This window comes from Brevibacterium ihuae, from assembly GCF_900184225.1.
In the GTDB taxonomy this organism is placed as follows: domain Bacteria; phylum Actinomycetota; class Actinomycetes; order Actinomycetales; family Brevibacteriaceae; genus Brevibacterium; species Brevibacterium ihuae.
The window spans coordinates 552,755-575,921 of record NZ_FXWZ01000003.1 but is presented as its reverse complement, the minus strand read 5'-3'; the positions used below and the strand labels follow the sequence as shown (position 1 = coordinate 575,921).

Here is a 23,167-nt window from a genome sequence, read left to right as displayed (position 1 = left end):
CCGCGCACCTACTGCACGACGCTCTCGCGGCCACGCTGCGCGCGCTCCAGGGCACGGTAGACCGTGGAGCGGCCGACGCTGAACAGCTCGGCCAGCTCGCCCACGGTGTGCTCCTTGGCGGCATGCAGTTGGACGAGGTGAGCCTCCTGGCGTGGGGTGAGCTTCGGAGACTTCCCGCGCAGCCGGCCCTTGGCCTTGGCGACCTTCATCCCCTCGCGGGTGCGGGCGCGAATGAGGTCGGCTTCGAACTCGGCGACCATCGCCAGCACGTTGAACAGCAGTTTGCCCATCGGGTCCGTCGGGTCATACACCGATCCGGCGATGCTGAGTTTCACCTCGCGGGCCGCGAGGTCATCGGCAATCTCGTGAGCATCGCGCACCGAACGTGCCAACCGGTCGAGCTTGGTGACCACGAACGTGTCACCGGCCCGGCATGCCGCCAGCGCCTGCCGCAGCCCGGCGCGATCCGCATTGCGGCCGGTCAGTCCGTGATCGACGTATATGCGCATCGCGTCGACACCGAGAGCGCTGAGGCCATCGCGCTGGGCGGTGAGGTCCTGTTCATCGGTGGAGACCCGGGCGTACCCGACCTTCAAAGCGGACATGCTTCTAAGTGTGTCATATAAGGCCCCGTCACCGAACAGTTCACCGGACGGGTCTTACGGGACACCTCGTCAGGCATGCTATCGGACTCCCATGTCGGGAGTGGGTGTGTCCGGTCGAGGTTCCGCTTACGGGACGCCAGCCTTCGGCGTGGCTGTGGACGCGTGGGCAACTGCGGCGCACCCAATACTGGCGTCCTGTCGGTGCGTCCACGAAGATGGTTGCATGGGCATTTCACCGAACTTCACCATCGTCACCCTCGGCGTCGCCGACTTAGAGCGCAGCATCGCGTTCTACCGCGGACTCAGCTGGGAGCAACGAGGGGACCCGTCTGCCGGCATCACCTGGTTCCGCACCTCGGGCACATGGATCGGCCTGTACGGTTACGCCGAACTGGCCGCCGACGTCGGTGTGCCCGCCGATCCGGCTACTGCCTATCGCGGAATCNGGTTCCGCTTACGGGACGCCAGCCTTCGGCGTGGCTGTGGACGCGTGGGCAACTGCGGCGCACCCAATACTGGCGTCCTGTCGGTGCGTCCACGAAGATGGTTGCATGGGCATTTCACCGAACTTCACCATCGTCACCCTCGGCGTCGCCGACTTAGAGCGCAGCATCGCGTTCTACCGCGGACTCAGCTGGGAGCAACGAGGGGACCCGTCTGCCGGCATCACCTGGTTCCGCACCTCGGGCACATGGATCGGCCTGTACGGTTACGCCGAACTGGCCGCCGACGTCGGTGTGCCCGCCGATCCGGCTACTGCCTATCGCGGAATCACGTTGGCGCTCAACTTCGGCACTGAGCAGGAGGTCGATACGGCGCTGGCCGAGGCTGTCCAAGCCGGTGCACGATTGGTGAAGCCAGCAGAGCGTGCCGATTGGGGCGGTTACTCCGGGTACTTTGCCGACCCCGACGGACATCTGTGGGAGACCGCTTTCGCCCCGTCCTTTCCGGTCGCCGACGATGGCACCATCGATATCCGGGGCTGATTCGCTTGGACCGGAAGGTTGGTGGACTCGCGGCTCCTTCACCCTCCAGTTCGTGCCGCAAGGGGATCCCTCACCGAGACGGCCGCTACTGCGCTGGTGTGTGGAAGATGAGCCGGTTTCCGAAGGGGTCCGGTACCGCCAGGTCCTCGCCCCAATCAGCGCGATCGAGGCCTATCCGCAGCGGGTATACCTGGCTGTCGGCGAGCTGCTGCTGCAACAGCTGCACATCGGCGACTTCTATCCGGACCGCAGCGCCGGGTGTTGCATCCCCGTGGTGTTCACTCAAGTGCAGCACGCAGTTCTCCCGCGACACCTGCTGGTAGAGCGGCATCCCGGCTTCGAACCGGTGCTCCCAGTCCACCTGGAAGCCAAGGAAGTCGACGTAGAAGCGTCGGGCTTCCTGCCCAGGGAACGTCCGCAGTACGGGTATCGTGGCCGGCTCTGTCAGGGCCGGCCCCACCACGGCCGCACAGGTGTTCCAGTCCCGGAAGCCCAGCTGCTCTGCAACCAGCTCGAGGGCTCTGCTGTGCCCGATCGTTGTGCCGTCTTCGGCCAGGCGTGCTCGAAGGCGCGACGCCATGACCTTGGGGTCGGTGGCGGGTGAAGACATGGCGAAACCCTCCTTGCCGGCGCGGCGTCGTCGGGGCTCTCCATTGCCCGGGACCGCCAGCAACTCTCGTCGTCTCGATCACCAGAACGCACCACGGGACTTCACCGTCTCGGCACGGCCGAGGGAGAGAGCAGGCGCCCGCAACCGCTACGAACAATACACCGGAAACCACTGATGACATCTGGGTGCCGCAAGAGGATCGCCAAGTGACACATCCATGGTGCTCTCAGTTTTCATTGTCCAGGCGTACGATCTCCGCGACCCGGCGGACGTGGTGCTCGATTCGTTCAGAGGGGATGCGTTCGGCGTTCAAGAGCGTCACCAGGCCATGGCAGCAAGCCCAGTACAGCTCTGCGGTTGCGTCGACGTCTACGCCTGGGGCCTCGCGGTCGATCACAGCGGCCAGTGCGCCGAACGCCTCCCGGAGTTCGGAGGGGGTGCGAATGTCTGCGAACGGTACCGCTGTCGGGCGGGTGAACATGGCCTCATAGAGCCGGGGCTGGGTGGTACCGAAGTCGATGTAGGTCCGACACAGATCCTCCAGCGGGGCAGTTCTGGCTGAGCCTGCGACGCCGTCGATCCGGCCGGTCAGGGTGACGAATCCTTCAACCACGAGGGTACGGATCAGCTCATCGCGGTTCTTGAAGTGTTGGTAGATGACCGGCTGACTGTAGTCGATGGCCTCGGCGAGACGGCGAGTGGTGACGGCCTCCCATCCTTCGTCCTCGGCGAGGCGAAGGGCGATGTCGAGGAGCTTGCGACGACGTGCAAGGAAGCGACGCTGCCGGCCCTTCGATTCCGCCGCCGCAGTCATGATGCGCCGAGCAGCAGGATCACGCCGACCAGCATGAGCGCCGCGGTCGCTCCGTGAATGCCCCACGCAGCCCCGGCTTTACCGTGCGCGCTGAGAACGGTCGCCGCATCGCCCACGGGGATGATGGTGAAAGCGAGCAACACCCACCCGATGACCGCCGGTGGTGCCGTCAAGAGGAGGACACCAGCGGCTATCCCCGCCGTGAGGTCCCGGATGCCCTTGAGTCGAAGCCAGGGGGTCGCCTCCTCGTGCGGTAGGGCTGGCAGGCCGAATGCTGCGGCCACGATGCGCGGGCGTACGAGGTAAAGAATTCCGATGGCGGCAATTGCTGCGCCGGAAAGAGCTGCAATCCCGAGGCCGGCAGTTTCCATGACACTCCTGTCGCTGATAACATATCTATCGATGACAGAAGCCTACACGGCCTTCCGTTCGCAGGGCACACCCGCCCTGGACGCCCTGCGGGTAGGTTGCTGTCCCGCTGAGCGATCCCTCACCGAGACGGCCGCTACTGCGCTGGTGTGTGGAAGATGAGCCGGTTTCCGAAGGGGTCCGGTACCGCCAGGTCCTCGCCCCAATCAGCGCGATCGAGGCCTATCCGCAGCGGGTATACCTGGCTGTCGGCGAGCTGCTGCTGCAACAGCTGCACATCGGCGACTTCTATCCGGACCGCAGCGCCGGGTGTTGCATCCCCGTGGTGTTCACTCAAGTGCAGCACGCAGTTCTCCCGCGACACCTGCTGGTAGAGCGGCATCCCGGCTTCGAACCGGTGCTCCCAGTCCACCTGGAAGCCAAGGAAGTCGACGTAGAAGCGTCGGGCTTCCTGCCCAGGGAACGTCCGCAGTACGGGTATCGTGGCCGGCTCTGTCAGGGCCGGCCCCACCACGGCCGCACAGGTGTTCCAGTCCCGGAAGCCCAGCTGCTCTGCAACCAGCTCGAGGGCTCTGCTGTGCCCGATCGTTGTGCCGTCTTCGGCCAGGCGTGCTCGAAGGCGCGACGCCATGACCTTGGGGTCGGTGGCGGGTGAAGACATGGCGAAACCCTCCTTGCCGGCGCGGCGTCGTCGGGGCTCTCCATTGCCCGGGACCGCCAGCAACTCTCGTCGTCTCGATCACCAGAACGCACCACGGGACTTCACCGTCTCGGCACGGCCGAGGGAGAGAGCAGGCGCCCGCAACCGCTACGAACAATACACCGGAAACCACTGATGACATCTGGGTGCCGCAAGAGGATCCCCTTGCGGCACGAACTGGAGGGTGAAGGAGCCGCGAGTCCACCAACCTTCCGGTCCAAGCGAATCAGCCCCGGATATCGATGGTGCCATCGTCGGCGACCGGAAAGGACGGGGCGAAAGCGGTCTCCCACAGATGTCCGTCGGGGTCGGCAAAGTACCCGGAGTAACCGCCCCAATCGGCACGCTCTGCTGGCTTCACCAATCGTGCACCGGCTTGGACAGCCTCGGCCAGCGCCGTATCGACCTCCTGCTCAGTGCCGAAGTTGAGCGCCAACGTGATTCCGCGATAGGCAGTAGCCGGATCGGCGGGCACACCGACGTCGGCGGCCAGTTCGGCGTAACCGTACAGGCCGATCCATGTGCCCGAGGTGCGGAACCAGGTGATGCCGGCAGACGGGTCCCCTCGTTGCTCCCAGCTGAGTCCGCGGTAGAACGCGATGCTGCGCTCTAAGTCGGCGACGCCGAGGGTGACGATGGTGAAGTTCGGGGAAATGCCCATGCAACCATCTTCGTGGACGCACCGACAGGACGCCAGTATTGGGTGCGCCGCAGTTGCCCACGCGTCCACAGCCACGCCGAAGGCTGGCGTCCCGTAAGCGGAACCCTCACCGGACACCACCGCTACTTATCGAGAGGAACGACGGCACGCCTGGCGGGCTGTCCCGTAAGACCCGTCCGGTGAACTGTCCGGTGAAGGGAGGCTATATGACACACTGGGGAGCATGTCCCCCTTGAAGGTCGGCTATGCCCGAGTCTCCACCGACGAGCAGGACCTGACCGCGCAGCGTGACGGACTCGCGGCGTTCGGCGTCGATCCCAAGCGCATCTACGTCGATCACGGGCTCACGGGCCGCAACGCCGACCGTGAGGGCCTGCGGCAGGCGCTGGCTGCCTGTCGGGACGGCGATACGTTCGTGGTCACCAAGCTCGATCGGCTGGCGCGTTCAGTCCGTGATGCCCACCAGATCGCCGACGACCTCGCGGCGCGGGAAGTGAAGCTGAGCATCGCCGGATCGGTGTACGACCCGACCGACCCGATGGGGAAACTGTTGTTCAACGTGTTGGCGATGGTCGCCGAGTTCGAAGCCGACCTCATCCGTGCCCGCACCCGCGAGGGGATGAAGGTCGCCAAGGCCAAGGGCCGGCTGCGCGGGAAGTCACCGAAACTCACCCCCCGGCAAGAAGCTCACCTCGTCCAGCTACATGCTGCCAACGAGCACACCGTGGGCGAGCTGGCCGAGCTGTTCAGCGTGGGCCGCTCCACGGTCTACCGCGCCCTTCAGCGCGCCGAGCGCGGGCGCGAGAACACCTTGCAGTAGGTGCGTCGTGGACGCTCGAGCGCGGTGGCGAATCCTCAGGCTCCACGTCGAGGACCAGGTGCCCCTCGCGCGCTTAGCTCGCGAGACCGATGTAGGGCTGCGGACCCTGGAGCGCTGGCACGCCCGCTACCGCGCCGACGGCTACGCCGGACTGGAGACAGCCTCACGGGCGGACGCCGGCTCCCGCCGCCTTCCGCCCGACCTCGTCGACCTGATCGAGGGCCTGGCACTGAGCAAGCCGCGGCCGGCCATCGCCACGATCCATCGCAAAGTCACGGGCATCTGCGCCGCCCGGAGGTGGCCGGTCCCCTCCTACTCGGTGGTGTGGGACATCGTGCGGACCCTGGATCCCGGCATGGTCACCCTCGCCCTGGAGGGCGCAGCGTCCTACCGCGACAAGCACGAGCTGGTGCTACGCCGGCAAGCAGAGCTGCCCAACGCGATGTGGCAATCCGATCACACCATGCTCGACATCCTGGTGGTGGGCACCGACGGCAAGCCCGCACGGCCATGGCTGACAACGATCCTCGACGACTGCTCCCGGGCGGTCTGCGGCTACACAGTCTTCCTGGGCGCATCGTCGGCGATGAACACCGCCCTGGCGCTGCGCCAAGCGATCTGGCACAAGACCGACCCGGCCTGGCCGATGTGCGGCCTGCCCGACGTGCTCTACGTCGACCACGGCAGCGACTTCACCAGTGACCAGCTCGCCCACACCGCCGTCGACCTCCACATCCGACTGATCCACTCCACCGTCGCCCGACCCCAGGGACGGGGCAAGATCGAGCGGTTCTTCGGCACCATCAACACCGAGCTACTCGCCACCCTGCCCGGACACATCACCGAAGGGCACCCCTGGCCGACACCGAAACTGTCCCTGGCCGCCCTCGATAGCGCCCTGGAGGCGTTCGTGGCCACCTACAACGACCGCACGCACAGCGAGCTCGGAACCTCCCCGCGCAGCGCGTGGATCGCCGATGGCTGGCTGCCCCGAATGCCCGAGAGCCTGGAAGACCTCGACAGACTGCTGTTGACCGTCGCCAAGACCCGCGTCGTGCGCCGCGATGGCATCCGCTTCCAGGGCCTGCGCTACGTCTCGCCAACTCTGGCCGGCTACGTCGGACGCTCGGTCGTGATCCGCTACGACCCCCGCGACATCACCGAGATCCGCGTCTTCGATCACGACGAATTCGTCTGCAAGGCCGTCAACCAAGAGCACCACGACCAGAAGGTCAGCCTCAAGGAGATCCACGCCGCGCGCAACGCCCGCCGCCGGGCGCTGCGAGCCGGCATCAACGAACGCATCGCCCTCGTGGCCGCACCTACCGAGACGCCACGGATCACCGAAGCACCGGCTCCGGCGCCGAGGTCGGCGTTGAAGATCTACAAGGAGGACCTCAGGTGAGCCAGCGCTTCATCGTCACCAAGGAGCACCGCCGCTTCACCGAGTTCGCCGACGCCGTGCGCCGCGGGCACACCATCGGTTTGTGCTTCGGATCAGCCGGCGTAGGAAAGACACTCTCCGCGCGCCGCTACGCACACTACGAGAAGGCTCATGACCTGCTGACCTACTGGGGGCCGCGCTCCGACAACGACGCCAAGATCTACGCCGCCTTGAACCGGAGCCGCACCGTGCTCTACACCCCCAGCGTGCTGACCACCCCGCGGACCCTGAAGGACGAGCTGACCCAAGCCATCACCCGCACCAACATGTGCATCGAGCAGCACCTCGTACCTCCCGGCACGGCCACTCCCGAGGCCTGGGGATGGCGACACGGCAGGAACTACGTGGAGCTGATCATCGTCGACGAGGCCGAACGACTGCGTCCCGCCGCTCTGGAACTGCTGCGCGATCGCTACGACCGCGACGACATCGCCCTGATCCTGATCGGCATGCCCGGCCTGGAGAAGCAGTTCAGCCACTACCCCCAGTTCTACAGCCGAGTCGGCTTCGCCCACCAGTACCGGCCCCTGGGACAAGACGAACTGCTGTTCGTCCTCGAGCGACACTGGCGATCCCTCGGCAAGACCCTCGACCCCGACGACTTCACCGACGCCCAAGCCATCGCAGCCATCGCACGGATCACCCGCGGCAACTTCCGGCTCCTCGAACGCCTCTTCCCCCAGATCCAGCGGGTCCTGAAGATCAACGAACTCGACACCATCACCAACGACGTCATCGAAGCCGCACAGAGCACCCTGGTCATCGGTGTCACCTGACCCCGCCACGAAGCGACCGAAGAACCCCGCCATTCAGCAGACGAAGTCACACCGAATCGGCAGTTTCGTGACACATCTGCGCCGTGGGGTATAACCAACTGGGCCGTTTCTCGATCACTTTGCGATCCCCTTCATCGGCCGCCATCCCGCCACTGGCCACTAGGGCGTGTTGTCAAACTTTGCTGGTCAGCCAGTGGAGGGTCGCGGCGAGCGAGATGGCCGCGGCGTAGCTGCGGGCGGTCTTGCAGGTGCGCATCGCGATGCCGCGCCATTGCTTGAGCTTGGCGAAGCACCGCTCGATCACGTTGCGTCCACGGTAGACCTCGGGGTCGAAAGCGGGCGGGCGTCCGCCGGCTGAGCCGCGTCGGCGCCGGTGCGCGGCCTGGTCTTGCCGGTCGGGGATGGTGGCCTTGATGCCGCGCTCGGCGAGCCAGGCCCGGTTCGCGCGGGAGGGATACCCCTTGTCCGCGAGGACCCTGTCCGGGCGGGTGCGGGGCCGGCCAGGGCCTGGCCTGGGGACCCGGATCTGGTCCAGGACCTCGGGGAGCAGGCTCGTGTCGGCGGCCTGGCCGCCGGTGAGGACGAAGGCGAGCAGGCGGCCCTTCCCGTCCGAGACGGCGTGGATCTTGCAGGTCAGGCCGCCTCGGGAGCGGCCGATCGCGTGGTCGCCCGGCTCAGGCCCGAGATTCTTGTAGTTCGATGGGCCCCCCTGTGTGGCGGGGAAGGGTCGCGGCGTGCTGGTGGGCGCGCACGATCGTCGAGTCGATCGAGCACACCCAGTCCAGCTCGCCCTGCGCGTCGGCGGCCTGCTGGGCGCGCTCGAGCGCGCACGCCCACACGCCGGTCTTGGCCCACCGGTCGAAGTGGCGGTAGATCGTGTTCCAGTTCCCGAACCGCCCCGGCACGTCCCGCCACGGCGACCCGGTCCGGAACTTCCACGCGACCGCTTCCGCGACCAGCCGCCGATCCATCGGCGGCCGACCCGTCGCCTTCGGCGCGGGGAAGCACGGCCCGATCAGCGCCCACACCTCGTCCGTGATCACATCTCGATCGCTCATACCGAAAGGGTGCCCCGCCGATGGCGGGACACCCTTTCACAACACACCCTAGACTGGTCCGGTGACTTCCAGCCAGCCCGCTCCCGCCCGCACCCCTGCTCCCGCCGGCTCTGCACCCGCCACCGCCGCATCCACCGCCGTGTCCGCACACGACGGCACCCCGGTGAACGACACCCCGGCGGACGGCACCTCGGCGAATGACACCCCGGTGAATGACCGCTCCCGGTTCGGGTTCGCGGTCGAGGCGCGGATGGAGTCGGGCGGACGCGCCGGGCTGATCCGCACCCCTCACGGCGACATCCCGACCCCCGCCTTCGTCCCGGTGGGCACCAAGGCCACCGTCAAGGCCGTCAAGCCCGACGACGTCGCCGCGCTCGGCGCGCACGCGGTGCTCGCCAACGCCTACCACCTCTACCTGCAGCCCGGCCCGGACCTCATCGACGAAGCGGGCGGGCTCGGCGCATTCATGGGCTGGCCGGGCCCCACCTTCACCGACTCCGGCGGCTTCCAGGTGATGAGCCTGGGCTCGGGATTCAAGAAGGTCCTGTCCGAGGAGTTCTCCGGCGCCCGCAGCGACCAGGCGGTGGCGGCGGGCAAGGAGCGGATGGCGAACGTCGACGACGACGGGGTGACCTTCAAGTCGCACCTCGACGGCAGCCGCCACCGGTTCACCGCCGAGGTCTCCATGCAGGTCCAGCACCGGTTGGGCGCGGACATCATCTTCGCCTTCGACGAGCTCACCACCCTCGTCAACACCCGCGGCTACCAGGAGGAGGCGCTCGAGCGCACCCGGCTGTGGGCGCTGCGCTGCATCGCCGAGCACGAGCGGCTCACCGCCGAGCGCTCCCACCGCCCCTACCAGGCGCTGTTCGGCGTGATCCAGGGCGCGCAGTACGAGGACCTGCGCCGCAAGGCCGCCCGGGACCTCGGCGCGATGGACTTCGACGGGTTCGGGATCGGCGGGGCGCTCGAGAAGGACCGGCTCGGGACGATCGTCGGCTGGGTGTCCGAGGAGCTGCCCGAGGACCGGCCCCGGCACCTGCTCGGGATCTCCGAGCCCGACGACCTGTTCACCGCGATCGCCGCCGGCGCGGACACCTTCGACTGCGTCTCGCCCTCCCGGGTGGCCCGGAACGCCGCGGTGTACTCGCGCGACGGCCGCTACAACCTCACCGGGGCGAAGTACCGGCGCGACTTCTCCCCGCTCGACCCCGAATGCGCGTGCAGCACGTGCGCGACCTTCTCCCGCGCCTACCTGCGCCACCTCTACAAGGCCAAGGAGATGCTGTTCTCCACGCTCGTGACGATCCACAACGAGCACTTCATCGTCGATCTCGTCGCGGACATCCGGCAGGCGATCCTCGACGGCCGGTTCCACGAGCTCGAGGCCGAGGTGCTCGGCCGTTACTACGCGAAGCGGGGCTGAGCCGCTCCCACCGCCGCTGAGCCGGCCCGCGCCTCAGATGCGCGCGGCGGTCTCCTGGCGGAGCCGGTCGGTCTCGACCGAGTAGCTCTCCTCGCGCGCCTTGATCATGCGGATGACCTGGTACGTCACCGGCATGAGGAGCACCTCGACGGCGACCTTGTAGACGAATCCGAACAGCACGTAGCCGAGGAAATCGGTGCCGGGGATGACCCCGAGGAACGCGACCGTGCAGAAGATCACGGTGTCCGCGGCCTCGCCCACCCCGGTCGAGGTCAGTAGCCGCACCCACAGGTGCTTCTCGCCCATCGCGCGCTTGATCCGCACGAGCACGAAGGAGTTGAGGAGCTGCCCGACGACGTAGCCGGCGAGCGAGGCGAGCACGATCCGCGGGTAGAACCCGATGACGGCCTCGAACGCCTCCTGGTTCTCGTAGCCCGGCCCGGCCGGGGAGACCTGGACGAGGAAGAACACGCCCGTGGCGAGGATCTGCATCGCGAAGCCGGTGATCACGGCCTTGCGCGCGGCCCGGAAGCCGTACACCTCGCTGAGCACGTCGCCGAGGATGTAGGCGATCGGGAAGAGGAAGGCGCCGCCGTCGGTGACGATCGGGCCGAACCCGATGACCTTCGTGGCGGCGATGTTGGAGATGAGGAGCACGCAGCAGAACACTGCGAGGAGGACGGCGTAGTAGGCGCCGCGGGTCGAGGCGAAGGCCGCGAGGTGGGCGCGGTGCTCCGGGTGCCCTCCGACCGCCCCGCACCTGGGCAGCCGGGTCGCTGGTGCGGCCCGGCTGCCCAGGTGCGGGGCGGTCGGAGGCGGTCGGGTCAGTCGGGTGCAACGGAGATCTCTCTTCCTTCGGTGACGGCGAGCAGTTCGTCGAACGTCAGCGGGACCATGGTGTCGGGGGTCCCGCCGGCGGCCCAGATTACCGGATGCCCGCGCAGCGCGGTGTCGACGAACGTGGTGAGCGGGGCCGGGTGCCCGCACGGGGCGACCCCGCCGATGATCTGGCCGGTCGCCGCCTTGACCATCTCCGGCTTCGCCCGCCCGATCCGCGTGTAGCCGAGCGCCCGGGCGGTGTGGTCGGTGTCGACGCGGTGCGCGCCGGAGGTCATGATGAGGATCGGCTCGTCGTCGGCCGCGAACACGAGGCTGTTCGCGATCGCGCCGAGCTCGACGCCGAGGTGGTCGGCGGCCTCCTGCGCGGTGTGGGCGCCGGTGTCGAGGTCGCGGACCTCGGAATCGATGCCGCGGGCCCGCAGGTCGCGGATGACGGCTTCGGTGCGTGCGTGCATGTCAGTCTCCTCGGGGGTCGGGGGCGACGCGCTCGGCGTCCTCGTCGTCGGGCGAACCGGCGCCGCTCGTGTCGACCTCGGGCACGGCGCCGGCCTCCGCGGCCGAGGTGCTCTCCGCCGCCGCATCCGCGCCGGACTCCGCCGCGTCGAGCCCGCGCCGGCGCAGCAGGGCGTCGATCGGCGGGACGCCGCCGAAGAAGTCGATGATCGCCGTCATCGGGTGCACCGCGTTGCCCGGTGCCAGGATCTCCCGGCGGAACGCGGAGCCGGCCTCGAAGTCGAGCCCTCCCTGCGCCTCGAACCACTCCGCGGCGTGGGCGGCGAACACCTCCGACCACAGGTAGGAGTAGTAGCCGGCGGCGTAACCGTTGCCGAAGATGTGGGCGAAGTACGTGGTGCGGTAGCGCGGCGGGACGAGCGAGTCGAGGCCGGTGGCGGCGAGCACCTCGGCCTCGAAGGCGAGCACATCGGTGACCTGGTCGCCCGGGTCGAGCGAGTGCCAGCCGAGATCGAGCAGCGCGGCCGCGAGGTACTCCACGGTGCGGAACCCCTGGCCGAGCGTGCGGGCGCGACGCAGCCGGTCCGCGTCCTCGACCGGCAGCGGCTCCCCGGTGCGCACGTGGACGGCGTAGTTCGGCAGCACCTGCGGATGGAACGCCCACATCTCGTTGAGCTGGGAGGGGAACTCGACGAAGTCGCGGGGGACGGCGGTGCCCGACAGCGAGGGGTAGGTCGAGTCCGAGAACAGTCCGTGGAGGACGTGGCCGAACTCGTGGAACAGGGTGATCGTCTCGTCGGGGCTCAGCAGCTGCGGCCGCCCGGGTGCGGCCTGGGTGAAGTTCGTGCTCAGGGTGATGATCGGCTTCTCACCGGTGCGACCGTCCTGGCTCACGAGCTGGGACATCCACGCTCCGCCGCCCTTGCCGGGCCGCGCGAAGGGATCGATGCACACGAGGCCGATGACCCGACCGTCCTCGAACGCCTCGAACACCCGAACGTCGGGATGCCAGCCGGGCATGTCGCGGCGCTCGGAGAAGTCGACGCCGTAGAGGGCGGTGGCGGCGTGGAAGACCCCGTCGTCGAGCACCCGGTCGAACTCGAAGTAGGCGGCGACGGCCTCCGCGTCGAGGCCCGTCTCGTCCTCGGCGAGGCGGTGCATCCAGTGGGCGACGTCCGCCGCATCGAGGCGGTCCGGGGAGAAGCGCTCGCGGATGAGCGCGAGCTCCTGCTCGCAGCGCTCGCGGGCGGGCTCGAGCAGCGCCGAGAGCAGCCCGCCGGCGGTGTCGGGGCTCTGGGCCGTCTGCGCATCGATCGAGTAGTCCGCATACGAGCGGTACCCGAGGAGGCCGGCGAGGGCGGCGCGGAGCGCGGTGATCTCGGTGACGAGTCCGCGCAGGTCGCCCGGGCCGCGCTCGGTGCCGCGGGCGAGCGAGCGGGCGAGCAGCGCGCTCCGGGTGTCCGGATCGGTGAGCGCTTCGAGCGCCGGCTGCTGGACGGTGTTGACGAGGGGGATCACCCAGCCGTCGACGCCGCGCTCCTCCGCCTCGCGCTCGGCTGCGGCGAGCGCCGCCTCGTCGAGGCCGGAGAGCGCCGTCGGATCGGTGACGTGGAGCGCGCGGTCGGCGGACTCCTGCCGGAGGACGCGGGTGAACGCGCTGGTCAGCGATTCGATCTCCGCGCTGAGCGCCCCGGCGCGGGAGCGCGAGTCGAGGTCGAGGCGGGCTCCCGCCCGCACGGCATCGCGGATCCGGAGCTCGTGGAGGCGCCGGTCGACCGGGTCGAGCCCGGCGGTCGGGACGCGCTCGAGGCGGGCGAACAGGCTGCCGTCGAGGAGCACGTGGAGCCGGGCGCGGAGGATGAGCTGGGAGACCTCGGCGACGACCTCGCTGAACTCCGGGGTGAGGAGGTTCGCCTCGATGACGTCGACGAGCGCCTCGAGCCGGAACAGCGGGTGTCCGGCCTCGCCCACCCGCAGGGTCGTCGAGGCGAAGGTCGGGTCCTCGGGTGCGGAGCGGATGAGGGCGATCCGCTCCTCCTGGAACTCGATCGCCCGGCGGCAGGCGTCGCGCAGGTGGTCGGGGGTGAAGGCGGAGAAGTCCGGGAGGACGAGATCGGTGGGCTCCGACACGAACTCCCAGACGGGGTTGGCTGCTCCACGCTGTTCGGTCTGCACTGCGGACTCCTCGGTCGGGCGGCTGCGGGCGGCGCGTAGGGTGGTGGTCCATGAGCGACTTCGAGGGCTACCGGCACGGTGACCCGATGACGCGGCGGATCGAGGTCGGCCTGCTCATGGCCGGACTCGCGACATTCACCCTGCTCTACAACACTCAAGCCATCCTGCCGTATTTCACCCGCGACTACAGCATCGGTCCCGCGGTCGCTGCGCTCTCGGTGTCGTTCGCCACCGCCGGGCTGGGGCTCGGGCTGCTCGTCGCGGTGCCGATCTCCGAGCGGATCGGGCGGGTCCGCCTCATCCGCTGGTCGCTCACCCTCGCTTCGCTCCTCGGGGTGGTCGTCGCCCTCGTCGACGACTGGAACCTCTTCCTCCTCACCCGGTTCGTCATGGGGTTCGTGCTCGCCGGTCTGCCGGCGACCGCGGCCGTCTACCTCAAGGAGGAGATCCACCGGTCGTACGCGACGACCGCGACGGGGATCTACATCTTCGGCACCACCCTGGGCGGGCTCTCGGGGCGGATCGTGTCGACCGGCATCATCGACGTGCTCGACCGGTTCGGGCTGACCGAGCGGATGCCGCTCTCGCCCTCGCACATGGCGCTGCTCGGCACTGCGGTGCTCGCGATCGGGTGTGCGATCGCGTGCTGGTTCCTCCTGCCGGAGTCGCGCCGCTTCGTCGCCCACCGCGACCGTCCGGCGACCCTCGTGCGGAAGTTCGGCCGGGCGTTCCGCGACCCGGTGCTCCTGGGCCTCTACATCACCGGCGGGCTCGGGATGGGGACGTTCGTCGGGGCCTTCAACGTGCTCGGGTTCCGGCTCGAGGCCGAGTCGTACCTGCTGAGCATCGGCGCGATCGGCCTCCTCTACCTCATCTATCCGGTGGCCGGCTATGCGAGCGTGATCGCCGGCCGCGCCGCCGACCGCTACTCCCTGCGCGCCGTGCTGCCGTTCGGCTCGCTCGTCGCCCTCGTCGGCATTGCGATCATGGCTGCCCGGCCGCTCGTCCTCGTCGTGTCCGGGATGGCGGTCCTCGCGATGGGCTTCTTCGTCATGCACTCGCTCGCCTCGGCGTGGGTGGCGTCCCGGTCGACCGCGACGGTGGGGGTGCCCGCGCAAGCCGCGTCGATGTACATGCTCTTCTACTACGCGGGCTCGTCGATCAACGGCAATCTCGCCCCGCTCGCCTGGGAGGCGCAGGGCTGGTGGGGCGTCACCGTGCTCATCGGCGTGATGATGGCCGCGGCGTTCGTCATCGCCCTGCTGCTCCGCCGCTCCCGCCCCGCTCTCACCTGAACGAGCAATTTCCGAAGGTTCCTGAAAGCGATTCCGCCGTTCTTCGCAATCTCAACCGCGCCGGATTCGGCAGGGGTGCGATGGCGCGGCGACGGAAACTGCAGTGCCCGGGGCGGGGATGCGACGGAAACTGCGATGGCTGCCGGAAACTGCAGTGCCCGGGGCGGGGATGCAACGGAAACTGCAGTGGCGGCCGGAGCCTGCGCATTCTGCGCCCGCCACCGCAGTTTCCGTCGCACTTCCGGTGTCGCACCGGATCGGACAGGCGGATTCGGCGTGCTGTTCACCTCGGCGTCGGATGGTTCTGGTACAACGGCTCGTGTGACCTCTCCGCCTCCGCCGCCGCCGGACTCCTCACCGGACCGCTCGTCGCAGCCTCCGCAGCCGGACTGCCCGTCGCAGCCCCCGCAACCGGCCCCGAGGTCGTCGCCGGCGGGCGCTGCGCTCTCGCGCTCGCTGGGGCTCGGCGATGCGGTGGTCATCGGGCTCGGCTCGATGATCGGCGCCGGCATCTTCTCCGCTCTCGCGCCGGCCACCGCCGAGGCGGGAGCCTGGGTGTTCCTCGCGCTCGGCCTCGCTGCCCTCGTCGCTTACTGCAACGCCACCGCCTCCGCGCAGCTCGCCGCCCAGTACCCGACCTCCGGCGGGACCTACGCCTACGCCCGAGCACAGATCAGCCCCGGGCTCGGCCTCGTCGCCGGCTGGGGGTTCGTCATCGGCAAGACCGCCTCGACCGCGGCGATGGCGCTGACCTTCGCCGCCTACGCCGCGGGGGAGGCCTGGCAGAAGCCGCTCGCGATCCTCGCGCTCGTCGCGATCACCACGGTCAACTCGCTCGGGATCACGAAGACGGCGCGGATGACGCGGTGGATCGTCGCGGCTGTCCTCGCGATCCTCGCCATCGTGCTCGTCGTCATCACCGTGAGCGGCGAGTTCTCCCTCGGGGTCATGGGTTCGGCAGCTGCGCGCCTCGACGACTCCGGTGAGCTCGCGGTGCCCGCCGGATTCGACCTGTTCGGTGTGCTCCAGGCCGCCGGCATCCTGTTCTTCGCCTTCGCCGGCTACGCGCGCATCGCCACCCTGGGGGAGGAGGTGCGCGACCCGCGGCGCACGATCCCGCTGGCCATCGTCACCGCTCTCGCCATCACCGCGGTCCTCTACGCGGTGGTCGCGGTCGCGGTGATGGGAGTCCTCGGGCCGGGGCAGCTCGCGCAGAGCACCGCACCCCTCGCCGAGGCGGTCGGCCGCACGCCGTGGGCGCAGGTGCTCGTCAGGATAGGGGCGGTGCTCGCTTGCCTCGGTGCACTGCTCGGCCTGGCAGCCGGGCTCGGACGGACGATGTTCGCAATGGCGCGAGACTCCCGGCATTTCGGCTTCCTCGCTCACGTCGGTGAGCGGTTCCGGACCCCGGCGCGCGCCGAGTTCCTCGTCTGCGCGGCCGCGATCGTCCTCGTGCTCCTCGGCGACATCCGGCAGGCGATCGGCTTCTCGTCGTTCGGCGTCCTCGTGTACTACTCGATCACCAACATCACGGCGTTCACCCAGACCGGGGAGCACCGCCGCTACCCGCGTGCCCTCCAGGTGCTCGGCACTCTCCTCTGCCTGCTCCTCGCGTTCACCGTCTCCGGCCGGGCGGTGCTCGTCGGAGCCATGCTGTTCGTCATCATCACGGTGGTCGTCCTCGTCCTCCGCAGCCGGTCGCGCGAGGACTGAAACCCGGGAGCGCGGCGGAACCCGAGCCTCCGGCATCCGCTGCCGAGCCCCGGAACGACCCTGGACCGCAGTCGGGGCGGGACCTACAGTGGGTGCATGAGCGACGACGACGTCCGATACCCGCCGGTCGAGCTGCGCGACCTGCCCGACGACATCCGCGAGATGATCGAGGCCCAGGCCGAGCGCGCCGGATTCATCCCGAACGTGTTCCTCTCCCTCGCGCGGAGGCCCGCCGAGTTCCGCGCGTTCTTCGCCTACCACGCGGCCCTCATGGACAAGGACACCGGTTCGCTGACGAAGGCGGACCGGGAGATGATCGTCACCGCTACCTCGGCGGCCAACGACTGCCTGTACTGCGTCGTCGCGCACGGGGCGCTGCTGCGGATCTATGCGAAGGATCCGTACATCGCCGACGCGGTGGCGGTGAACCCGCGCTCGGCGAACCTGCCGGAGCGTCAGCGGGTGATGATCGACTTCGCGCTCAAGGTGTGCCGGACCCCCGGCGAGATCGACGAGAGCGACTTCACCGCGCTCCACGCCCAGGGGTTCGACGACGAGGACATCTGGGACATCACGGCCATCACCGGGTTCTACGGTCTGTCCAACCGGATGGCGACGGTCGCCGGGATGCGCCCGAACCCGGAGTTCCACCTCCTGGGCCGCGTGCCCCGGAGCTGATCGGGCGCCACTTGGACGACTGCGGGGTCGCACGTCCGCGCCCCGGAACTGACCGGGTGGCGCCCGGACGACGGGCCCAGGGCCGTGCGGGCGCGCCCTGAAGATGACCGGGCCGCACCCGGTCGCCCGGTCACGGGGGCCGCGAGGCCGGGGCTCGGAGCTGACCAGGAGGCACCTGGGCGACCGGTCCCTGGGTCGCGCGGGCGCGACCTGGAGACGGGTCCAGGGATTGCGGGGGCGCTCCCCGGAGCTGACCAGGCGGCACCCGAGCGACCGGTCGAGGTGGCCGCGTGGCCGAGGCTCGGAGCTGAGGTGCCGGCACCCGGGCGAGCGACCTCGGGGGACGCGACCTCGGCGAAGCCGGTGGCGCCGGACCGTTGAGCCCGGCGCTCGTCCGTCCTAGGCTGGATGGTGCGCCGCTCGCATCACGCGCATGTCTCGATGAGGAGAGTGACACCATGAGTGCCGACCCCGCGATCCTGGAATCCGCCCCCGCCATCACCGGGGAGACCGCGTCCCGCGTGGCGCTCACCCCGGCCGCGGTCGACTTGCTCCGGGAGCTCATCGCTCAGCACGGGGACCTGATGTTCCATCAGTCGGGCGGCTGCTGCGACGGCTCGACGCCGATGTGCTTCCCCACCGGTGAGTTCCTCACCTCGGACGCCGACGTCCTGCTCGGCACCTTCGAGGTGCCGCTCGAGGACGGGCGGACGAGCCCGCTCGAGTTCTGGATGTCCGCCGAGCAGTTCGAGTACTGGAAGCACACGAAGCTCACCATCGACGTCGTCCCCGGTCGCGGTGCCGGCTTCAGCGTCGAGTCGCCCACCGGCAAGCGGTTCCTCATCCGGTCCGCGCTCATGGAGTGATCGGGTCGGTGGACTGAGATTTCCGGTGCCCGCGCCCATGGACCGAGAGGTCCGGTGCCAGTGCTCAGTCGGCGAACGCACTCAGTCTGCGTCCGCGAACGCGCTGAGCTCCTGCCATTCCTCCCACGAGTAGACCCAGTCCGCGACCTCGCCGGAATCGACGGTGAGATCGACCGATGACCCGGTGATCTCGACGGGATCGCCGTAGATCGCCGAGTCGTAGTACTCGCTCGCGCGCTCGGTGGTGAGATTGATGCAGCCGTGCGACACGTTCGCCGACCCCTGGGACCCCGCGGACCAGGGCGCCGCGTGGATGAACTCGCCGTTGTTGTGGATCCGCACGGCGTGCGTCACCGGCGTGGCATAGCCCCACTGCTCCGAGGTCATCGTGTAGGTCTCCGCCTTCGACATGACGATGTGCATGCCGTTGTACGACGGCGAGCGCGGGGCGCCGAGCGATGCCGGGAAGTCCATGACCTCCTCGCCGTCGCGGGTGACGGTCATCCGGTGGGTCTCCGCGTCGGCGACGGTGATCTGCTCGCGGCCGATCTCGAAGTCGAGGGTCATGTCCTTGCCGCCGTGTGTCGAATCGGAGAACGGCACGTCCTCGAGGGGGAGATCGACGGCGACGGATGAGTGCGCGGGCCAGAACTCGGCCGGACGGTAGTGAATGCGGGAATGGCCGTCGATGTTCGGCAGCCAGGCCCAGCCGCCCTCGACCTCGCGCGGCGCGCCGTCCTCGTCGGCGACCTCGACGCTGAGCCGCTGCTCGACCTCGTCCCGGAAGTCCTCGTCGACGGTGCCGCCGAAGTTGATGATGATCGGTGCGCCGACCCCCACGGTGTCGTCGTCGGCGATGACCGAGCGCGCCCGCTGCGGGCTGCCGGCGGGAGCACTCGTGTCGAAGGTGCCGGATGCTGTGTGCTCCGAGCCGTCGGGAGCCGTGGTGGTGGCCTTCCAGGTGTAGGAGGCGCCGCCGGCGAGCCCGGCGCGCGCCTGCCAGGTCGTGCCGTCCTCGCTCACGGAACCGGTGTCGGCCGGGACCGCGTCATGGTCGGCGTCGAGGAGCTCGACCTCGGTGAACGTCCCGCCGGACACGGTGAGGGCGAAGGTGTCGCCGGGGGCGAAAACGATGTCGGCGGCGTCGGGTGACGTGCTCGGGGCATCCGAGGCGGTCGGGCCCGAGGCGTCCGGGCCCGAGGTGCCGGTCGCGGCCTCCGTGGGTGCGGCGGTGTCCGTCCCGTCCGTGTCGGTTCCGTCCTCGTCCGCGGGCACCTCGGCGGGATCGACGATCTCGACCACGGGTGCGGCGGCCGCAGCCGTGGTCGACTCCGTGGGAGCGGCCGGCCGGGTGTTCGGACCCGAGGCGCCGTCGGTGCCGGCGGCGCAGGAGCTGAGGAGGAGGACGGCGGTGAGGGCGCACAGGGGTGCGAGCGGACGACGGACCACGACGGGGATCTCCTGGGAACGAGGCGGGCGGAGCGGGTGTCGAGCGGCGGGACGCGGCGGCGGATCGCACGGCGCTCGATGACGTCTTCTCAGGATAGTGCGCGCACTGTCACGATCTGCCGACGATGATCACCGGGTGCGGCCGGGCGCTTCCTCGGATACGCCGCTGACCTGCAGGTTCGTCTGACACGGATGTTGCACGATTGTGACAGCGGCTCCGTGGCTCCGCTCATCCCGCCTGCGGGCGGCCCGCTCATCCCGCCTGCGGGCGGGGTCGGACCAGCCGGGTCGCGATGAGCCCGAACGTCAGCGAGAGCGCTACGGCCACGACGAGCACCCACCCGAAGGCGGTGCGCGCGGGGAACACCGCGAGGAGCACGGTGAACAGGCTCGACAGCGTGGCCACGCCGATCCCCATGCCCGCCTGCTGGGCCGTGGCGATGAGGCCGCCGGTGAGGCCCGCGACGCGGTCGGGCACGTGGTTCATCACGACCGCGATGAGCGGGCCGAACATCAGACCCTGTCCGCCGCCGATGAGGATGCCGACGAGCTGCAGCCAGAGGAGGAACGGCTCGGCGCCGAGGAAGGAGACGACTGCGAGCAGGCCGAGGCCGAGGGCCTGGAACCCGGCGCCGATGAGGAGAATCTTCGGCCCGATGGAGTCGAGCAGCCGGGTCGCCACGGTCGACGATCCGACGAAGGCGACGGCGAGGATGAGGAGCGCGAGGCCGGAGTGGAGGGGCGACCAGCCCATGCCCTGCTGAGTGAGGATCGCGAAGTTGTACATGAACGACGACATCATGAGGAAGAACAGGGCCGCGAGGACCATCCCGATCTTGACCCCGGGCTCGATGATGACGTGGAGCGGCAGCACCGAGGGCCGCTGGGACAGCTCGCGGTTCTGGAGGTGCCGTCCGAGGACGAGGAACCCCACCGCCGAGGCGATGAGGAGCCCCACCGTGAGCGCGATCATCCCCGGGGAGGAGAAGGGGTCGAGCGGATCGACAGCGGCGGCGTTCGTCAGACCGGTGATGAGGCAGAGGAGGGCGAAGGCGACGAGGGCGGAGCCGGGGAAGTCGAAGCCCTCGGGGTCGGGGGAGCGGGATTCGCGCAGGTATCCCGTGCCGGCCCAGGCGATCGCCGCGATGACGGCAATGCTCATGAACGCCGCGCGCCACCCGTACTCCTCGGGGAACAGACTGTTGATCGTCCCGCCGAAGATGTTGCCGCCCACGGTGCCGACCCCGGCGAAGATGCTGTAGCCGCTGATCGCACGCGACCGCGCCCGCCCCTCGAGAGTCGCCTGGATGGTCGAGAGGATCTGCGGGGTGGTGAGGGCAGCCGCGCACCCCTGGAGGAGGCGACCGAGCACGAGGAGCTCGACGGTGGGGGCGAGCGCGGTGAGGATCGCGCAGACGAAGATCGCCGCGATCCCGATGCGGAACAGCCGCCGACGCCCGAAGGTGTCCCCGAGGCGTCCGCAGATGATGAGGCCGGCGGCGAAGGACACCGAATAGGCCCCGATGACCAGGGTCGTCCGTGATCCGGGGAGGTCGAGTGCGGCCTGCATCCCGGGTACGGAGATGTTCGCGACGGCGAACACGTACGTCGATAGGAACGTCGCGAGATACAGCGGCCAGACCCGGGGTGAAAGCGACGATGCTTCCATGAACTGAACCCTAGCGTACGTTCGGGTCTATTGAAACGGTCAGGGGTGACCGGTGCCGGGCGGGCGGGTCGGAGGCTGAATGTCAAGGACTCCCCGTGCACCCGCCAGAGCCTTCTTACCCTTGCTACCTTTCGGTCCTGGGGGATTCGCAGGATGACGCCACACGGAGAGCCGCATCCCAGTGTAGTGCAGACCCCGGGAGACGATGAAATCTCCCGGGGTCTGCATGCGGCGTCGGCGCCGTTCCCGCCGCAGAGCGGTGCGAGCGGCCGCTCGGACTCAGCTCAGGGCGTCAGCGATGGCGCGGTTGAACGCCTCGAGGTCGCCCGGATTGCGCGAGGTGATGAGGTTGCCGTCGACGACCACCTCGGAGTCCTCCCATTCGGCGCCGGCGTTGACGAGGTCGGTACGGGTGGAGGTGTACGAGGTGAGCTTCCTGCCGCGGGCGACGTCGGCCTCTGCGAGGATCCACGGGGCATGGCAGATCGCCGCCACCGGCTTGTCCGCCGCGAAGAACGCCTTGACGAGGGCGACCGCGTCGGCGTCGGTCCGCAGTGCATCCGCGTTGAGCGTGCCTCCTGGGAGGACGAGCATGTCGTAGTCGTCCGCCGAGGCCTCGCTCACCGGGACGTCGATGTCGAAGGTGTCAGCGTGATCCCAGTCGCCCTCCATCGCCTGCAGGGTGCCCTCGGACGGGGAGACGATCACGGTGGTGGCTCCGGCCTCGTCGAGGGCGGAGCGCGGGTCGGTGAGCTCGATCTGCTCGACGCCGCGGGTGAGCAGGAATGCGACCTTCTTGTCGGACAGTGCCATGGTGCTGCTCCTTCGTTCGGAAGACGTGTACTCGGAGGGAACGGAGCGAGGGGGGAGGTGTATTCCGCTGCCCACGGCCGTGCCGGTCGGGGCGCGGAGGGATTGGCGCATTCACTCGCCGTTCGGGTAACGTTCTCTGCGGAGGATTCGCCTAGCGGCCTATGGCGCACGCCTGGAACGCGTGTTGGGTTAACGCCCTCAGGGGTTCAAATCCCCTATCCTCCGCAGTCGGAAGCCCCCGGGACCACCCGGGGGCTTCCCGCATTCAGCGCCGGGAATCGGGTCGGGCTGCTGCGGTCAGTCCGCCCGGACCGGGTCGGATCCGACCCGGTCCGGGCACCGAAAGCACTGCTTCTCCCAGCGTTGTGGCGGAATTGGAACAGTGTCGCGATTCATCCCTGCGGCGGACCCGCTGAACTATGAACCTGGCATTTCCCTGTACCCACTCCGGCCCCGGTCGGACCCCAGCACACCAGGAGGTCGTTCGTGAGCGATCAGTACAACCCCCAGCAGGCCGGCAACTCGTCCTACTCCAACCAGAACGCGTCGTACTCCGATCAGTACTCGCAGCCGGCCGGAGCGCCGGGCGCGGGTCAGCAGGATCCGGGCCAGACCCTGGGCATCATCTCCCTCATCGCCTCGCTGTCGACCTTCATCGGCTTCGCCGTGATCGGTCCGATCGTCGGCATCATCCTCGGCAAGATGGCGCGCACGAAGTCGCGTGAGGCCGGCCTCCCTGACAACACGCTCGGCAAGTGGGGCTTCATCCTCGGCATCATCTTCCTCATCCTCGGTCTCCTCGGCATCATCCTCGCCATCATCCTCGGGGTCATCGCCGCCGGTTCGGCCTCGTACTCCTCCTACTGATACCGGGATCGCGGCGCCGCCGCCATCCCCCTCCGCTGCGGGCCGGAGGAACCTCCGGGTTCCTCCGGCCCGCAGCGCAT

23 protein-coding genes, 1 tRNA gene and 1 other RNA gene are annotated in these 23,167 nt (G+C 69.0%); 11 read left to right on the top strand and 14 right to left on the bottom strand.

The genetic code is table 11. From position 1 onward, the window contains the following. Positions 1-8 precede the first annotated feature (8 nt). Positions 9-605 (bottom strand): recombinase family protein, encoded by a 597-nt coding sequence (locus tag C1A17_RS08035; RefSeq protein WP_101652514.1) that lies wholly within the window; start codon positions 603-605, stop codon positions 9-11. A 551-nt stretch (positions 606-1,156) separates the two neighbouring features. Between C1A17_RS08035 and C1A17_RS08030 the strand changes: the two genes are divergently transcribed. Next, complete coding sequence (locus tag C1A17_RS08030) at positions 1,157-1,591, top strand: VOC family protein (protein WP_101652506.1); 435 nt, start codon at positions 1,157-1,159, stop codon at positions 1,589-1,591. A gap of 85 nt (positions 1,592-1,676) precedes the next feature. Here the strand turns inward: C1A17_RS08030 and C1A17_RS08025 are convergent, their stop codons facing one another. The 5 genes from C1A17_RS08025 to C1A17_RS08005 all read right to left on the bottom strand — a co-directional run bounded on the left by C1A17_RS08025 (position 1,677) and on the right by C1A17_RS08005 (position 4,745). After that, positions 1,677-2,201: a glyoxalase superfamily protein gene (locus tag C1A17_RS08025; RefSeq protein ID WP_101652507.1), complete on the bottom strand. Its 525-nt coding sequence runs from the start codon at positions 2,199-2,201 to the stop codon at positions 1,677-1,679. A 226-nt stretch (positions 2,202-2,427) separates the two neighbouring features. Next, the gene (locus C1A17_RS08020; RefSeq protein ID WP_101652513.1) at positions 2,428-3,015 is read right to left on the bottom strand and encodes a TetR/AcrR family transcriptional regulator; all 588 of its coding nucleotides are present in this window, start codon (positions 3,013-3,015) and stop codon (positions 2,428-2,430) included. Continuing rightward, on the bottom strand, positions 3,012-3,386 hold the full coding sequence (locus C1A17_RS08015; protein WP_101652510.1) for a DUF4267 domain-containing protein: 375 nt from the start codon (positions 3,384-3,386) through the stop codon (positions 3,012-3,014). The genes C1A17_RS08020 and C1A17_RS08015 overlap by 4 nt, the downstream gene beginning before the upstream one ends. Before the next feature lie 134 nt (positions 3,387-3,520). Further along, on the bottom strand, positions 3,521-4,045 hold the full coding sequence (locus C1A17_RS08010; protein ID WP_101652507.1) for a glyoxalase superfamily protein: 525 nt from the start codon (positions 4,043-4,045) through the stop codon (positions 3,521-3,523). 265 nt (positions 4,046-4,310) lie between these two features. After that, positions 4,311-4,745 carry a VOC family protein gene (locus tag C1A17_RS08005; RefSeq protein WP_101652506.1) on the bottom strand — a complete coding sequence of 145 codons (435 nt, stop codon included), beginning with the start codon at positions 4,743-4,745 and terminating at the stop codon, positions 4,311-4,313. 223 nt (positions 4,746-4,968) lie between these two features. Here C1A17_RS08005 and C1A17_RS08000 point away from each other — a divergent pair, with 223 nt between their 5' ends. The 3 genes from C1A17_RS08000 to C1A17_RS07990 are packed head-to-tail and all read left to right on the top strand — an operon-like array spanning position 4,969 to position 7,785. Beyond that, positions 4,969-5,565 carry a recombinase family protein gene (locus tag C1A17_RS08000; RefSeq protein ID WP_101652504.1) on the top strand — a complete coding sequence of 199 codons (597 nt, stop codon included), beginning with the start codon at positions 4,969-4,971 and terminating at the stop codon, positions 5,563-5,565. Positions 5,566-5,572: 7 nt separating this feature from the next. After that, positions 5,573-6,970, top strand: coding sequence for a Mu transposase C-terminal domain-containing protein (locus C1A17_RS07995; RefSeq protein ID WP_101652502.1), 1,398 nt, complete (start codon positions 5,573-5,575; stop codon positions 6,968-6,970). Continuing rightward, on the top strand, positions 6,967-7,785 hold the full coding sequence (locus tag C1A17_RS07990) for an AAA family ATPase (protein ID WP_037161208.1): 819 nt from the start codon (positions 6,967-6,969) through the stop codon (positions 7,783-7,785). The genes C1A17_RS07995 and C1A17_RS07990 overlap by 4 nt, the downstream gene beginning before the upstream one ends. 172 nt (positions 7,786-7,957) lie before the next feature. Here the strand turns inward: C1A17_RS07990 and C1A17_RS07985 are convergent. Next, a protein-coding gene (locus C1A17_RS07985) for an IS5 family transposase (protein ID WP_245873581.1) occupies positions 7,958-8,843 on the bottom strand; the annotation gives its coding sequence in 2 pieces (ribosomal slippage) (positions 7,958-8,494 and positions 8,496-8,843; 885 coding nt in all). Positions 8,844-9,051: 208 nt separating this feature from the next. Between C1A17_RS07985 and tgt the strand changes: the two genes are divergently transcribed. Next, positions 9,052-10,269, top strand: a complete 1,218-nt coding sequence (gene tgt / locus C1A17_RS07980) for a tRNA guanosine(34) transglycosylase Tgt (protein ID WP_245873805.1) — start codon at positions 9,052-9,054, stop codon at positions 10,267-10,269. Between the two features lie 33 nt (positions 10,270-10,302). Here the strand turns inward: tgt and C1A17_RS07975 are convergent, their stop codons facing one another. The 3 genes from C1A17_RS07975 to C1A17_RS07965 form a co-directional block, all read right to left on the bottom strand. Then, entirely contained in the window at positions 10,303-10,926 is a 624-nt protein-coding gene (locus C1A17_RS07975; protein ID WP_245873580.1) for a queuosine precursor transporter, read from the bottom strand. Between the two features lie 167 nt (positions 10,927-11,093). Continuing rightward, a complete protein-coding gene (locus tag C1A17_RS07970; RefSeq protein WP_101652498.1) occupies positions 11,094-11,564 on the bottom strand; it encodes a YbaK/EbsC family protein in 471 nt (156 codons plus the stop codon). 1 nt (position 11,565) lies between these two features. Continuing rightward, positions 11,566-13,737: a M3 family metallopeptidase gene (locus tag C1A17_RS07965; RefSeq protein ID WP_101652496.1), complete on the bottom strand. Its 2,172-nt coding sequence runs from the start codon at positions 13,735-13,737 to the stop codon at positions 11,566-11,568. Between the two features lie 50 nt (positions 13,738-13,787). Here C1A17_RS07965 and C1A17_RS07960 point away from each other — a divergent pair, with 50 nt between their 5' ends. The 4 genes from C1A17_RS07960 (at position 13,788) to C1A17_RS07945 (ending at position 18,289) form a co-directional block, all read left to right on the top strand. After that, positions 13,788-15,032 carry an MFS transporter gene (locus tag C1A17_RS07960; RefSeq protein ID WP_101652494.1) on the top strand — a complete coding sequence of 415 codons (1,245 nt, stop codon included), beginning with the start codon at positions 13,788-13,790 and terminating at the stop codon, positions 15,030-15,032. Between the two features lie 321 nt (positions 15,033-15,353). Next, a complete protein-coding gene (locus C1A17_RS07955) occupies positions 15,354-16,745 on the top strand; it encodes an APC family permease (RefSeq protein ID WP_245873579.1) in 1,392 nt (463 codons plus the stop codon). A 96-nt stretch (positions 16,746-16,841) separates the two neighbouring features. Beyond that, positions 16,842-17,423: a peroxidase-related enzyme gene (locus C1A17_RS07950; protein ID WP_101652489.1), complete on the top strand. Its 582-nt coding sequence runs from the start codon at positions 16,842-16,844 to the stop codon at positions 17,421-17,423. A 458-nt stretch (positions 17,424-17,881) separates the two neighbouring features. After that, positions 17,882-18,289 carry a DUF779 domain-containing protein gene (locus tag C1A17_RS07945; protein ID WP_101652487.1) on the top strand — a complete coding sequence of 136 codons (408 nt, stop codon included), beginning with the start codon at positions 17,882-17,884 and terminating at the stop codon, positions 18,287-18,289. A gap of 81 nt (positions 18,290-18,370) precedes the next feature. Here C1A17_RS07945 and C1A17_RS07940 read toward each other — a convergent pair whose 3' ends face one another. The 4 genes from C1A17_RS07940 to C1A17_RS07925 all read right to left on the bottom strand — a co-directional run bounded on the left by C1A17_RS07940 (position 18,371) and on the right by C1A17_RS07925 (position 22,220). Next, positions 18,371-19,738: a L,D-transpeptidase gene (locus C1A17_RS07940; protein WP_101652485.1), complete on the bottom strand. Its 1,368-nt coding sequence runs from the start codon at positions 19,736-19,738 to the stop codon at positions 18,371-18,373. Positions 19,739-19,991: 253 nt separating this feature from the next. After that, a complete protein-coding gene (locus C1A17_RS07935; RefSeq protein WP_101652483.1) occupies positions 19,992-21,407 on the bottom strand; it encodes an MFS transporter in 1,416 nt (471 codons plus the stop codon). Between the two features lie 81 nt (positions 21,408-21,488). After that, positions 21,489-21,583, bottom strand: an RNA gene (gene ffs / locus C1A17_RS07930) — signal recognition particle sRNA small type. Positions 21,584-21,686: 103 nt separating this feature from the next. Then, positions 21,687-22,220 (bottom strand): type 1 glutamine amidotransferase domain-containing protein, encoded by a 534-nt coding sequence (locus C1A17_RS07925; protein WP_101652481.1) that lies wholly within the window; start codon positions 22,218-22,220, stop codon positions 21,687-21,689. 140 nt (positions 22,221-22,360) lie between these two features. On the opposite strand from C1A17_RS07925, the gene C1A17_RS07920 reads away from it, so the two are divergent. Both C1A17_RS07920 and C1A17_RS07915 read left to right on the top strand, forming a co-directional pair. Further along, positions 22,361-22,445, top strand: a tRNA-Ser gene (locus tag C1A17_RS07920). 261 nt (positions 22,446-22,706) lie between these two features. Further along, entirely contained in the window at positions 22,707-23,087 is a 381-nt protein-coding gene (locus tag C1A17_RS07915) for a DUF4190 domain-containing protein (RefSeq protein ID WP_101652479.1), read from the top strand. Positions 23,088-23,167: the final 80 nt, after the last annotated feature.